Annotated in this window: 11 protein-coding genes; 4 read left to right on the forward strand and 7 right to left on the reverse strand. The window is 74.8% G+C overall.

The annotated features are described in order from the left end of the window. Positions 1-183 precede the first annotated feature (183 nt). The gene (locus tag ACFYMP_RS15745; protein ID WP_388856621.1) at positions 184-1,323 is read left to right on the forward strand and encodes a serine hydrolase domain-containing protein; all 1,140 of its coding nucleotides are present in this window, start codon (positions 184-186) and stop codon (positions 1,321-1,323) included. 49 nt (positions 1,324-1,372) lie between these two features. Here ACFYMP_RS15745 and ACFYMP_RS15750 read toward each other — a convergent pair whose 3' ends face one another. From ACFYMP_RS15750 to ACFYMP_RS15765, 4 genes are all read right to left on the reverse strand, one after another. Next, complete coding sequence (locus ACFYMP_RS15750) at positions 1,373-3,142, reverse strand: TIGR03767 family metallophosphoesterase (RefSeq protein ID WP_388856624.1); 1,770 nt, start codon at positions 3,140-3,142, stop codon at positions 1,373-1,375. Positions 3,143-3,536: 394 nt separating this feature from the next. Continuing rightward, positions 3,537-3,986 carry an NUDIX hydrolase gene (locus tag ACFYMP_RS15755; protein WP_388856627.1) on the reverse strand — a complete coding sequence of 150 codons (450 nt, stop codon included), beginning with the start codon at positions 3,984-3,986 and terminating at the stop codon, positions 3,537-3,539. Positions 3,987-4,104: 118 nt separating this feature from the next. Beyond that, on the reverse strand, positions 4,105-5,094 hold the full coding sequence (locus ACFYMP_RS15760; protein WP_388856630.1) for a hypothetical protein: 990 nt from the start codon (positions 5,092-5,094) through the stop codon (positions 4,105-4,107). Position 5,095: 1 nt separating this feature from the next. Beyond that, a complete protein-coding gene (locus ACFYMP_RS15765; protein ID WP_388856633.1) occupies positions 5,096-5,614 on the reverse strand; it encodes an RNA polymerase sigma factor in 519 nt (172 codons plus the stop codon). 243 nt (positions 5,615-5,857) lie between these two features. Here ACFYMP_RS15765 and ACFYMP_RS15770 point away from each other — a divergent pair, with 243 nt between their 5' ends. Next, entirely contained in the window at positions 5,858-6,886 is a 1,029-nt protein-coding gene (locus ACFYMP_RS15770; RefSeq protein ID WP_388856636.1) for an aspartate-semialdehyde dehydrogenase, read from the forward strand. A 100-nt stretch (positions 6,887-6,986) separates the two neighbouring features. On the opposite strand, the gene ACFYMP_RS15775 is transcribed toward ACFYMP_RS15770, so the two are convergent. Beyond that, positions 6,987-8,273 carry an FAD-dependent monooxygenase gene (locus ACFYMP_RS15775; protein ID WP_388856638.1) on the reverse strand — a complete coding sequence of 429 codons (1,287 nt, stop codon included), beginning with the start codon at positions 8,271-8,273 and terminating at the stop codon, positions 6,987-6,989. Between the two features lie 507 nt (positions 8,274-8,780). Here ACFYMP_RS15775 and pepN point away from each other — a divergent pair. Both pepN and pssA read left to right on the forward strand, forming a co-directional pair. Continuing rightward, positions 8,781-11,351, forward strand: coding sequence for an aminopeptidase N (gene pepN / locus ACFYMP_RS15780; protein ID WP_388856640.1), 2,571 nt, complete (start codon positions 8,781-8,783; stop codon positions 11,349-11,351). Between the two features lie 250 nt (positions 11,352-11,601). Further along, positions 11,602-12,459: a CDP-diacylglycerol--serine O-phosphatidyltransferase gene (pssA, locus tag ACFYMP_RS15785; protein WP_388856643.1), complete on the forward strand. Its 858-nt coding sequence runs from the start codon at positions 11,602-11,604 to the stop codon at positions 12,457-12,459. A gap of 14 nt (positions 12,460-12,473) precedes the next feature. On the opposite strand, the gene ACFYMP_RS15790 is transcribed toward pssA, so the two are convergent. Then, on the reverse strand, positions 12,474-12,887 hold the full coding sequence (locus ACFYMP_RS15790) for a PPOX class F420-dependent oxidoreductase (RefSeq protein WP_388856646.1): 414 nt from the start codon (positions 12,885-12,887) through the stop codon (positions 12,474-12,476). Positions 12,888-13,300: 413 nt separating this feature from the next. Further along, positions 13,301-13,540: a hypothetical protein gene (locus ACFYMP_RS15795; protein WP_388856750.1), complete on the reverse strand. Its 240-nt coding sequence runs from the start codon at positions 13,538-13,540 to the stop codon at positions 13,301-13,303. Positions 13,541-13,560: the final 20 nt, after the last annotated feature.

Raw genomic sequence — 13,560 nt, forward strand, 5'->3', positions numbered from 1 at the left:
GGCGGGTGCGACGGTGCGGCCGGGGCGGGTTCTCCCCCCGGCCGCGGGGGGTCTGGGTACACCGCGTTTCCGGCCGCGGCCCCCACTGATTCCGCCGGGTGCGGGCGCGAGAGTGGGGACCACGGAAACCGGCCGGGGGGCCGGGCGGCGGGAGCCGGGAACCGTGGACTTGGGGGATGCGACATGCGTCGGCGTACACGCGTCATGGCGGCGGCACTGCTGGCAGGGGTTCTGACGGCGACGGCGGCCCCGCTGGCGACGGCCGTCCCGTCGGCGGCGCACGGGGAAGCGGTGCGCAGCCGGCCGGGCGACCCGGTGCAGGCCCGCCTCGACGCCCTGGTGGCGCGGGACGGGGTGCCCGGCGCCCTCGCGTACGGGGGCGGCCGGACCTGGACGGCGGGCACCGCCGAACTGGGCACGGACCGGCCGATGGTGGGGGCCGACGCGAGTGTGCGGCTGGCCAGCGACACGAAACCGTTCACGGCGGTCGCCGTGATGCGGCTGGTCTCCGAGGGCGGGCTCGGCCTGGACGACCGGGCCGGGCGCTATCTGCCGCAGCTCGCGGACAGCCGCGTCACGGTGCGGCAGTTGCTCAAGCAGCGCAGCGGGCTGACCGAGTACACCGCGCTCGTGGACTGGGCGAGCCCGCTGGACGAGGCGGGGTACCTCCAGCTCGCGATCGACCACGGCCAGGACTTCGCGCCGGGCACCCGGTGGGGGTATTCCAATACGAATTACCTGGCCCTCGGCATGATCATCGAACAGGTGACGGGGGGCGACTTCCGGACATATATCGACAAGGCGATCCTGCGGCCTCTGCGACTGGATCACACGTACTGGCCGGCCGAGGAGGAGTTCGGGCTGCGTGGTCCGCACGCCCACAACTACGGGGTCAGCCCGGCGGACCCGGGGGCGGGGGTCGTGGACGTGACCGAGCTGCCCGGCTACCAGTTCGGCGCCTCGGGCGGTCTGGTCTCCACCCCGCGTGACCTCAACGCCTTCTGGGACGGGCTGTTCGGCGGGCGACTGCTCCCGGCCCGGACGCTGCGCCTGATGACGCACGACACCTCGGACGTCGGGGGCCGGGACGTGTACCCGCGCGGCAGCCGCTACGGCTACGGGCTGGCGAGCTTCCCGCTGTCCTGCGGCGGCGTGTACTGGGGCCACGGGGGCGATCTGCCGGGCAACTCGGTGGAGGGCGGCCGGGCGAGCGGGGGCCGGGGCACGGTCACCGTCTACACCACGACGTGGACCGCCGAGGGCCGTCCGCTGCGCCGCGTGCTCGCGGCGGCGGACGCGGCCCTGTGCGCGGGCACGCGCTGAGAGTCTCCTTGGCGCTTGAGGGCTTTGTCGCTTTGCGTCCTCCGTCACCTCAGGGCTTCTGGATCAGGAGTTCGGTGTTGCGGTCGGTGTCCGCGCCCCCCAGGGTGGTGCGGGCGCCGGGCGCGTTGAGGGCGAGTTCGCGGTAGAGGGCGGCGAGCCCGGGGGTGGAGAGGTCGTGGACGTCGGTCCGGGAGGGCGCGGCGGACTCGACGAGCGTCGTGAACAGCGAGAGCGTCCCGTCCTTGTTGTCCACCAGCTCCACGACGCGGGCGAGTTGGGGGAAGTCGACGTGTGAGGCGGTCGAGATCTCCCACAGACCCCGGTGCGCGGTGACGGCGTTCTTGTGGCTGTGCCCGTTGACCCAGGCCAGCACCTTCGGACTGCGCTCCAGCAGGTCGAGCAACTGGGCCCCGTCGCGGCGGCGTTCACCGGGCCGGGCGGGGTCGGGCCGCGGGTTGCGCATGGTCTTGCTGGTGTGGTGGCTGAACACGATGACGTACGGCTGTGCGGCCTTGCGCAGGGTGCTCTCCAGCCACTCGAACTGCCGCTGGCCGAGGGAGCCTTCGTAGTGGCCGCCGAAGTCGGTCGTGTCGAGGCTGACGCCGAGGACCTCGTCGGTGAGCGCGAAGGAGTAGTAGCGGGTCTGCCGGTCGAGGTTCTCCTCGGTGTAGCCGTGGCCGTGCGGGCCAGGACCGGTGCGCGCGGGGTCGAGGTGGGCGCGGACGTACTCCTCGGGGGTGACGGGCGCGCGCCGCTCGTCGGGCGTCACGGGGCGCAGGTGGCGGGCCTCGGTCCGCAGCAGTTCGCGGAACAGGTCCCCCTTCGGGTCCTCGCCCTTCATGACCTGCTTCCAGAAAGCCCCGCCGCGCCCGGCGGGCAGTTCCATGAGCTTGCGGCCTCCGGTGGCGATCTCGGTGGCCCAGCCGTCGCCGGGCGCCCAGCAGCCGCCGGGCAGGAAGTCGTGGTTGCCGACGGTCGAGTACCAGGGCAGGTTGAGCCCCGGGCTGGTGAGGGTCCGGGTGGCGGCGCCGAGGTAGCCGTCGATCCGGGGGAAACCGAGGCCCTTGTCGGCGTCGCGCAGCCCCGACTCCGGCTGCCAGTACAGCGGGAGCCCGGAGCCCTGCACCCCCTCGAAGTGCCCGGGGTCGCCGGTGTCCGGGGTGACCCTGCCGCCGCTCATGAGGCCCAGGAACCAGTCGAGTTCGACGCGGGAGTTGTTGTCGGTGTTGTCCCCCGTCGTCATGACGCAGTGCAGCGGCGACCCGGTGACGGGCGCCCCGCGCAGAGCGTTGACCCGCTCCACGAGCGAGAGCGCGCCGACCACCGACAGCGCCTCCTGCGGCCGCCAGGCGCTCGCGGTCGCGGCCCGCAGGTACTCGTACCGCAGCGGGTGCTGCACGTCGACCAGATGGAGGTCGGTGAACTGCACGAAGGCGGCGACCGCGCGCCGCCGCGCCTCGCGTCCGGGGCGCGCCCCGGCCAGGTCCGCGCGCAGCACCCGCCGCCAGCCCGGCCCCTCGCCGAGCCGCCGGTAGGGCCCGTGCCCCGAAGGGGTGGACACGGCCGCGAGGGTCGTACCGCGCGTGTACGGGGCGAGCGGCGCGGCGGGCGCCGGGCGGGACAGCGCCCGTACGGCGGGGGCGGGCGGCGCGGCGGAGGAGGCGGAGGCGCCCCCGGCGGACCGCCCGAGGGCGACGGTGATCCCGGCGGACAGCGAGACCGCCCCGGCCGCGGCGAGCAGCGCCCGCCGCGGCACGGCGGGGGCGCCTGAGCGCCCGGGGTCCTGATCGGGCCTGACGACAGAGCGTGTGCGCGACATGCGCGTCCCTCCCGGAGCACGGCACGCCTCGGCGTACCGGAGGGAGGCGAATCCCTCCCCCGGGAAGGAGCGTTGACACCGGGAGTGAGCCGCGCGTGAACGGCGCGGCAACGCCACACGTGCGTCGCAGAACGTGGATCACCCCGGCACCGGCCGGCCGCCGGGTCCTCGCCGGGCCCTCGTCACGCGGACGGACGGAGGTCACTTCGGGTTCATGTGGCGGGGTAGCGGCCGCCGCCCCGCGACGCCCTCGCGGGCGTCCCGCCCGCGGCGACCGGTACCCGCGACAGGCGCGGCCCGCGAGGAGGGAGCGCGCCCCGCCCGGCCGCCACGCTCACTCACGGGGGCGGGCGGTGCCCGGCGCGCGGCCTCCGGGGGAAGGGAGCGGGCGCCCTCACCGTCCCGCCACCCTCCCCACCGCCGGACGCTCGCGCCACAAGGTCAGGGCGATGTCGACGAGTTCGACGTGCGGGAGGCCGGGGACGGCGCTCAGCGGGTGCCAGGCGGCGAGGTCGGTCGAGCCGTTGGTCTCGTTGCGGAGGGTTCCGGCGGTGATCCGCGCCTCGTAGACCAGGCGCAGTCCGTGGAAGGCGGTGGCGGCGCCCAGGCGGCGGTGTTCGCGGCGGATGGAGTCGGTGCCCAGGAGGGCCGTGGGCTCGGCGGTGAGGCCGGTCTCCTCGGTCACCTCGCGGATCACCGTGTCGTAGGGGTCCTCGCCCGGCTCCATGCCGCCGCCCGGCAGGGTCCACAGGCGACGGCCGTCGGCGGCCACCCAGCGGGCCAGCAGGATCTGCTCGTCCCGCACGCATACGGCGTAGGCCGCCACCCGCAATTCCCAGCGCACGCCCTGACGTTAGCCGTTCATCCGGCGGCCGTCCGACGTCCGGGTACCGATTACCGCGCGCGGGTGCGCCCGTCCCCCCGGGCGGGCGCACCCGCGCGCCGCCCCCGCGCCGCGTTCCTCAGCGGTACGGGGAACCCTGCGGACACGCGCGGCCCTCGGCGCGGGGCAGGGCCCGGAGCAGGTCGGGGAGCGCGTCCTTCGCGCCCCAGCCCGGCTCGTAGCTCTCCTGGCCCCCGGCGGTGCGCGGGGTGCGTACGAGGGCGTCCTCGCCCACCTTCAGCTCCTGGCCGGCCGCGCCGCCCAGGGTGACCGTGACGGTGGGGTGGGTGGCGGGGGTGCGGCCCTCGGGCCGCAGGTAGTACCCGACGGCCAGCACGACCCGGAAGCGTCCGGCGCCGAGCGGGGTCAGTTCCCTGACGACGCCCTCGGCCAGCACCCTGGAGCACGCGATGTAGTCCTCGCGGGCGTTCGGCGGGCGCAGATCGCCGCCTTCCCGGGCCGACTTCGCCGATCCGCCGCTGTCCGCCGCCTCGCCCCCGCCCTGCGAGGCGCCGATCCAGACCAGCCCGCCGAGGACCGAGGCCCCCAGAAGGCAGGCCGCCGTGGTCAGCAGGTGCCTGCCGTACGCGGGGCGGCGGGCCGGCCGGGGCGCCGCGGGGCGGTGCCCGGCGAGGGTGTCCCCCACGTGGCGCACGTGCCGGGAGAGCAGGGCGAGGTCCCGGCTCGTGCGCTCGTACCGTTCGCGGTAGGCGGCCCCGGCGTCCTCGGGCAGCGGGTCACCGGCGAGGGCGGCGAGTTCAGCCGGGTGAACGGGTCCGGTACCGGCCGGGTAGTCGGAGCCGGCCGGGGAGTCGGGGCCGGCCGGGGAGTCGGGGCCGGCCGGGTAGTCGGAGCCGGCCGGGTGGCCGGGGCCGGCCGGGGAGTCGGAGCCGGCCGGGCCGTCCGTGCCGGCTCCGCCCACCGGCCCGCCCCCGACCCCGCCCACCACCTCACCCTCGGCCACCGCCTCCCCCTCCCGCGCCGCCCCGGTCTCCGCCTCGGGTCCCGTACCGGCCGGGTGGCCCGCGCGCTCCCCGGGCCGTCGCCCTGACCCGTGTTCCTCCGCCACCTCACACCACCTCGTCCTCGTGCAGCCGCTCCCGCAGCGCGCGTACCGCCGCGTGCAGCCGGCTCTTGACCGTGCCCTCGGGGATGTCCAGTTCGCGGGCGATGTCCCGTACCGCGAGGTCGGCGTAGAAGCGCAGGACGACCACCTGCCGTTGCGCGTCGGGGAGTTCGTCCAGGCCCCGGGCGACCGCGAGGGACAGCAGCGGGGACTCGTCGGCGGCGCGGTACTCGGCCCGCTCCTCGGGGCGCAGCGCGGCGAGCCGCTCGCCGAGGCGTTCCTGCCGGCGGCGCGCCCGGTGCCAGTCCATCGCGAGGTTCGAGGCGACGACCGCGACCCAGGCCGAGGCGTCGCGCAGCTCCTCCTGCCCCCGGCGGGCGCGTTCCAGGAGGCGCAGCCTGACCTGCTGGACGCCGTCGGGCAGGTCGGCGTACGGCACCCCGCCCAGGGTCAGCACGGCACGCACCCTGTCCTCCAGCGCGGCGTCGAGCGGATCGCCCGCGCCCCCTCGTCTGAGCAGCACCCCGGCCCTCCCCCTTCGCCGTGTCCGCTCCTACGACGTCCGGTGGGCCGGATGCGTTCGACGACGCCGGGGGCCGGCAGGTGATCCGGGTCACACTCATGTGTGGCGGTCGCTGTGGCACGTCCCACGTTCCGGACAATGCATTGGACAGACCGCTCCCGGGCAGCCGCATCATGGTCGTGTATCGCAGATGTCCGCAGGTCGAGCCGGACACGCCAGAGCCGTAGCTGAGAAGGAGTCCCCGTGAGGGTCGGAATCGTCGGAGCCACCGGTCAGGTCGGCACGGTCATGCGCAGGATTCTCGCCGAGCGGGACTTCCCGGTGACCGCCCTGCGGCTGTTCGCCTCGGCCCGCTCGGCCGGTTCCACGATCGACTGGAAGGGCGAGGCGGTCACCGTCGAGGACGCCTCGACGGCGGACTACAGCGGACTCGACATCGTGCTGTTCTCGGCGGGTGGCTCCACCTCCAGGGCGCTGGCGGAGAAGGTCGCCGCCCAGGGCCCCGTCGTGATCGACAACTCCTCGGCCTGGCGCCGCGACCCGCAGGTCCCGCTCGTCGTGTCCGAGGTCAACCCGCACGCGATCGCCGACCGCCCCAAGGGCATCATCGCCAACCCGAACTGCACGACGATGGCCGCGATGCCGGTGCTCAAGCCCCTGCACGCCGAGGCGGGTCTGGAAGCGCTCGTCGTCGCGACGTACCAGGCGGTGTCCGGTTCGGGGCTCGCGGGCGTCGCCGAACTGCACGGGCAGGCCCAGAAGACCGTGGCGGAGGCCGACCGCCTCACCCACGACGGCGAGGCCGTCGACTTCCCCGAGCCGGCCGTCTACCGGCGCCCGATCGCCTTCAACGTACTGCCGCTGGCGGGCAACCTCGTGGACGACGGCTCGTACGAGACGGACGAGGAGCAGAAGCTCCGCAACGAGTCCCGCAAGATCCTGGAGATCCCCGGCCTCAAGGTGTCCGGCACCTGTGTGCGGGTCCCGGTCTTCTCGGGCCACTCCCTCCAGATCAACGCGCGCTTCGCGAACCCGCTGCCGGTCGAGCGCGCCTACGAGCTGCTCAAGGACGCGCCGGGCGTCGAGCTGTCCGAGATCCCGACCCCGCTCCAGGCGGCCGGCAAGGACCCCTCGTACGTGGGCCGCGTCCGCGCCGACGAGACGGTGGACAACGGGCTGGCCCTGTTCGTCTCCAACGACAACCTGCGCAAGGGCGCGGCGCTCAACGCCGTCCAGATCGCCGAGCTGGTCGCGGCGGAGCTGAAGGGCTGACACCGCTCGTCCGCGTACGGAGGAAAAGGGGCGGTCACCGGGCACCGGTGGCCGCCCCTTCCCGTGCCCGGGGGCCCGGCGGGCCCGGCGGCGTGCGGGTTCACCACGCGCCCGCCGCCGCCTCCAGTTCCTGCTGGGCCCGCGAGAACCCGCCCAGTTCGGCGGGGGTCAGGACGTCCTCGACGTGGTCGAAGCCGTCCGGGGCGCGGGCGGTGACCAGATCGAAGAGGGTGTCGGTGGGCAGCGGGCCGGGCGGGTGCAGGGCCAGGGCGCGGGGCAGCCGGTGGTGTTCGTACAGGCGCAGGCCCGAGCCGCGGTCGGGGGTGGTGCGGGCCAGGCAGCGGGCGAGGACGGCGGCGTCCAGCACGGCCTGGCTGGTGCCGTCGAGGGCGGCCGGGAGGAAGGGGTGGGCGGCGTCGCCCAGGAGGCTCGCGGCGCCCTGGCCCCAGCGGCGCAGGGGCGGGCGCCGCACCACGGGGCTCGCGTGGATCTGCGGGGTGGAGGCGAGCATCGCGGGGACGTCGAGGTCGCCCAGGCGCCAGCCGGTGAAGTGCGGGAGCAGGTCGGCGAGCCGGCCCCTGCGGTTCCAGTCGGCGGCGCCGACGGTGCCGGGCCGCCCCGGCGCGAAGCGGACCGTGGCGCTCCAGTGCAGCAGGGCCTGTCCGGCCAGTTCGGCGGCGCGGGAGACCGGCTGGACCAGGAGGCGGGCGTCGCCGCCGCCGGCGAAGGCCACGGTGCGCCCGCCGAGCACCTGGCGCCAGGGGACGAGACCGCGCCACAGCCAGGTGCCGTCCCAGCGCGGTGGGCCCTCGCCGCGGTGCAGTACGGCGCGGACGGCGGAGCGCGGTCCGTCGGCGCCGACGAGGGCGCGGGCCCGTTCGGTGTGGTCGCGCCCGCGCACGCCGTCGCGCAGGGTGACCCGCACGGTATGGTCCCCGGCCTCGTCGAAACGGACGACGGAGGTGGCGGTCCGCAGGGCGTGCGGGCCGAGCCGTTCGCGCACGGCGCGCAGCAGCAGGTCCTGGAGGGCGGCGCGGTGGATGCCGTACTGCGGCACGGGGTGCCCCAGGGCCAGTCCGCGCGGCCGCGACCACAGCGGGCCGCCGTGCCGGTCGTAGAGGACGAGGGCGGCGGGGGCGATCCCCAGGGCGGCGAGGGGCTCGCCGAGTCCGAGGGCGGTCAGCTCGGCGACCGCGGCGGGCAGCAGGGTGACACCGGTCCCGGCGGGCAGGGGCGGCGCGGACGCCTCCACCAGGCGTACGGGGATGCCGGCGGCGTGCAGGCACAGCGCCGCGGTGAGGCCGCCGACGCCGGCACCGGCCACCAGCACGTCGTGCTCCTCGGGCACGGGCACGCACCGCCTCTCGTACCGGGGCCGGGTGTTCACGAGTGCCCCGGCCTCCTGCGCGCGGCCGGTGGAGGCGGGGCCGCGGCGCGCGGATCGTACCTCGGGTGGCACTGAGTGCAGAACGCACGGGACGGCCCGGAGGTGCCCGGGAGGAGGGGGCCGCCCCAGGGCGCTCGCGGCGGGCGCGCGGGGGCGCCTTCGGGGGGCGCGGGAAAGTCCGGCATGCCCCGGATGATCCCGGCGGGCGCGCCCGTTGGTCCGGACCGCTCCCGGGATGGTCCGTACCTGCCCGGGAGCGCGCGCCGGATTGCCGTCTGTTCGCTCACACGCCCCCGCCCGCCCTCGCGAGCCGTTCGGCGCCCGACGCCGACCGGGGGCGCGCCGCGTGGAAGGATGGGACGGATAAACGCCCCATACGACGCCATCGACGTACCGACGTCACCACGGCGGACGGACGCCGGGGCGCGGACGCGACCGCGTCCCACCGCCCGGCGCCCTTGTCCTGGCGTCGGGACGCACAGACATCTACACCGAGGAGCTGACCGCGTGCCTGGCACAAATCTGACCCGTGAAGAGGCGCAGGAGCGGGCGCGTCTGCTGACGGTCGACGCGTACGAGATCGACCTGGACCTCAGCGGCGCGCAGGAGGGCGGCGTCTACCGCTCGGTGACGACCGTGCGCTTCGACTCGGCCGAGGCGGGGGCCTCGACCTTCATCGACCTGATCGCTCCCACCGTGCACGAGGTCGTGCTCAACGGCGACGCCAAGGACCCGGCGGAGGTCTTCGCCGACTCCCGGATCGCGCTGTCCGGCCTGCTGGAGGGCCGCAACGAGCTGAGGGTCGTCGCGGACTGCGCGTACACCAACACCGGTGAGGGGCTGCACCGTTTCGTCGACCCGGTGGACAACCAGGCGTACCTGTACACCCAGTTCGAGGTGCCGGACGCCCGCCGGGTCTTCGCGAGCTTCGAGCAGCCCGACCTCAAGGCGACCTTCCGCTTCACCGTGAAGGCGCCGGCCGGCTGGACCGTGATCTCCAACTCGCCGACCCCCGAACCCAAGGACGACGTCTGGGAGTTCGCGCCGACCCCGCGCATCTCCTCGTACATCACGGCGCTGATCGCCGGCCCCTACCACTCGGTGCACAGCGTGTACGAGCGGGACGGGCAGCGGGTGCCGCTGGGCGTCTACTGCCGTCCCTCGCTCGCCGAGCACCTCGACGCGGAGCACATCTTCGAGGTCACCCGGCAGGGCTTCGACTGGTTCCAGGAGAAGTTCGACTACGCGTACCCCTTCGAGAAGTACGACCAGCTGTTCGTCCCGGAGTTCAACGCGGGGGCCATGGAGAACGCCGGCGCGGTGACCCTGCGCGACCAGTACGTGTTCCGTTCCAAGGTGACGGACGCGGCGTACGAGCGGCGCGCGGAGACCATCCTGCACGAGCTGGCCCACATGTGGTTCGGCGACCTCGTGACCATGGAGTGGTGGAACGACCTCTGGCTCAACGAGTCCTTCGCGACGTACACCTCGGTGGCCTGCCAGGCGCACGCGCCCGGCTCGCGCTGGCCCGCCGCGTGGACCACCTTCGCCAACACGGAGAAGACCTGGGCCTACCGGCAGGACCAACTGCCCTCCACGCACCCGATCATGGCGGACATCAAGGACCTGGACGACGTCCTCGTCAACTTCGACGGCATCACGTACGCGAAGGGCGCGAGCGTCCTCAAGCAGCTCGTGGCCTACGTCGGCATGGACGAGTTCTTCCAGGGCGTGCAGGCGTACTTCAAGCGGCACGCCTTCGGCAACACGCGCCTGACCGACCTGCTGGGCGCGCTGGAGGAGACCTCCGGGCGCGATCTGTCGACGTGGGCGCGCAAGTGGCTCCAGACGGCGGGCATCAACATCCTGCGCCCGGTGATCGACGTGGACACCGAGGGCCGCATCACGTCCTTCGCCGTCAAGCAGGAGGCCCCCGCGCTTCCGGCCGGCGCCCAGGGCGAGGCCGTGCTGCGCCCGCACCGCATCGCGATCGGCCTGTACGAGCTGGAGGGCGGCAAGCTCGTGCGCACCGACCGCGTCGAGCTGGACGTGGACGGTGAACTGACGCCCGTGGAGGCCCTGGTGGGCAAGGCGCGGCCGGCCGTCGTCCTGCTCAACGACGACGACCTGTCGTACGCCAAGGTCCGGCTGGACGAGGACTCGCTGCGCGTGGTCACCGAGCACCTCGGGGACTTCGAGGAGTCGCTGCCGCGCGCCCTGAGCTGGGCCTCGGCCTGGGACATGACGCGGGACGGCGAACTGCCCGCGCGTGACTACCTGGAGCTGGTGCTGCGCGGGGTCGGCAAGGAGACCGACATCGGTGTGGTGCAGTCGCTCCAGCGGCAGGCGAAGCTCGCCGTCGACCAGTACGCGGACCCGGTGTGGCGCGAGAGCGGCCTGACCCGGTGGACCGACGCGACCCTCGCGCACCTGCGGGCGGCGGCGCCCGGCAGCGACCACCAGCTCGCGTGGGCGCGGGCGTTCGCGGACACCGCGCGCACCCCGGAGCAGCTCGACATCCTCGTGGGCCTGCTGGAGGGCACGCAGACCGTCGAGGGCCTGACCGTGGACGCCGATCTGCGCTGGGCCTTCGTGGAACGGCTGGCGGCCGTGGGCCGCTTCGACGAGGAGGAGATCAGCTCCGAGTACGACCGGGACCGCACCGCCGCCGGTGAGCGGCACGCGGCGACGGCGCGGGCGGCGCGGCCCACCGAGGAGGCCAAAGCGGAGGCGTGGGCCTCGGTGGTCGAGTCGGGCAAGCTGCCGAACGCGGTGCAGGAGGCCGTGATCGCCGGCTTCGTCCAGACCGACCAGCGCGAACTGCTCGCCCCGTACACGGAGCGGTACTTCGCGGTGGTGGGCGAGGTGTGGGAGTCGCGTTCCTACGAGATCGCGCAGCAGATCGCGGTGGGCCTGTACCCGGCGCTCCAGGTGTCGCGGGAGACGGTCGCGGCGACCGAGGCGTGGCTCGCCTCGGCGAACCCCTCGGCGGCGCTGCGGCGTCTGGTGACGGAGTCCCGGGCCGGGGTGGAGCGCGCGCTGAGGGCGCAGGCCGCGGACGCCGCAGCGAGCCGCTGACGCCTTTGTGACGACCCGGGTCGCGGTGCCGCACCCCCTCGCGGGGAGGCACCGGGACCGCGGAGGGGGTGCCCGGAGTCCCCGGGCGCCCCCTCTCTCGCTACAGTGGCCCCTTCGCGGTGACGGGCCGTCAGGGTCCGGGCGCGTCGTCCCCCTTCGCTGACGTGCCACCCCGCCGCGAACCTCCGGCAGGCGGTCGCGCGCCGACGCCCGCCGCGCCCGGAGCACCCTCAAGTTCCCCCCAAGGAGCATGATTTTGACCGTCACCGGACCGGAGACGACCACCCCGCCCTGGGCACCGCCGAGCGAGCCGCTCGCGCTGGTGGGGCCCGAACCGCTGCCCGCCCCCGAACGCCTGCGGCTGTCCCTGGCCGACGTGCTCACGCTCGGCAACGCGGTGTGCGGCTTCGCGGCGATCTACTGCGTCACGACCGCCGTGCTCATCCCCCACCTGCTCGACGGGGACACCGGGGACGGCGTGCGGCAGGGCGCGGCCTCGGCCGTCCTGTTCATCCTGCTGGGCGCGTTGTTCGACCTGTGCGACGGGATCGTGGCGCGCCGCTTCGGTGGTTCGGGGATGGGCGCCGAGCTGGACAACCTCTCGGACCTCATCAGCTTCGGTCTCGCCCCCGCCTACTTCGTCCTGGTGTGGGGGCTGGTGGGCGGCGGCGAGAACCATCTGGCGCCGGTCGTGGTCTCGGCGGTCGCGGTCCTGCTCGGCGGGGTGATGCGGCTGGCCCGGTTCTCGTGCACGACGATGCGCGACGGCATGTTCGAGGGCATGCCGATCCCGTTCGCCGCGCTCACCGTGCTGTCGGTGGTGCTGCTCCAGCTCTCCTTCGTGGTGACGGTGCTCGCGGTGCTCGCGGTGGCCTGGCTCATGGTGAGCCGGGTCGCCTACCCGAAGCCGACCGGCCGGCTCGCGGTCGCGACCGCGCTGTGGGGCGCGGTCAACGTGGCCTGCCTGACGGCGTGGGCGGTGAACTGCCCCGGCGGGGAAGCCCTGCTGGTGACGGGCTGCGGCCTCCAGGTGGCCCTGGCGGCCGCGCTCCCGCTGGCCGCCGGCGTACGGCGGGTGTCGGGGCGCGGGCCGCGCGGCGTGGGCTGAGCGGCCGGGCGGGTTCAGCGGGCCGCGTTGCCGGTGACCTTCCCGGGCCGGATGCGCAGGACGACACGGCGGGCCCCGGGCGGCAGGTCCAGGTACTCCTGGCCGGCCCCGGGGCCCGCGTACCGTTCGGCGAGGCGGACGGCGAGGGCGCGCCCCTCGTCCTCCTCGACGGTCGCCTCCCCGCGCACCTCGACGTACGAGGTCTCCGGGGCGGCCGGGTCGTACACGCACAGGCTCACCCCGGGCCGCTCGCGGGCGTTGCGCACCTTGAGCCGCCCCTCCTGCGAGGAGACGACGAGGTCGTCCCCGTCGAGGCCGTACCAGACGACGGAGCTCGCGGGCCGCCCGTCCGCCCCGGTCGTGGCGAGCACGGCGTACAGGGGCTGTTCGAGCAGGGCGCGCGCGGTGGCGCTCAGGGGCGTGGTCATGCCGGGAGGATATCCCCGCCGGCCGGGCCGCCACGAGGGTGTTCCGCCCCCGTCAAGGGGAAGCCGACGCACAGGGCGTGGTGCGGTCGCGGCGCGCGGACCGTTCGTCGAGGAGCCGGGCCGACGGCCCGGTGCGGGTCGTGGGCGCCGTGTGCCCGGCCCTGAACTGCGGACTCGGCGGCGTACGGGCGCTGGGCGCCGAGGACGGCCGGGCGGCCCGGGTGATCGCCGTGCGCAACGGGATCGCGGCCCTCTCTCGCCGTCACCGCCCGGCAGCGGCTGGCCCGTGGGCCCGAGCGCCCGGTCGGGGGCCGGCGTACGGACGCGTGAGGGCGCAGGCACGCGCGCAGCCGGACCGCCGCCGCCTGCGGTGCGCAGGGGCGGGGCCCGGCCGGGTACGGCTGGGGTGGGGCTCAGGCGTGCGGCAGCTTCTTCGTGTTCTTCGTGCCGAGCACCACGAGGCCGGCGATCACGAGGAAGGCCAGGATCGGGATGCCGACGAACAGACCGAGGGTCTGGAGCACGCTGAGCCCGTGTCCCGGGTCGTCGCCGTCGTCACGGGTCAGGGCGAGCGCCGGAGACGTCATGGCCAGCATGATCAGCGTCGTACCGGCCGCGAGGGCGCCGGCGCGCAGAGCGTTCTTCTTGTCCACCTTCTTGTCCACGGGATCAA

It is taken from the genome of Streptomyces sp. NPDC007088, from assembly GCF_042869355.1.
In the GTDB taxonomy this organism is placed as follows: domain Bacteria; phylum Actinomycetota; class Actinomycetes; order Streptomycetales; family Streptomycetaceae; genus Streptomyces.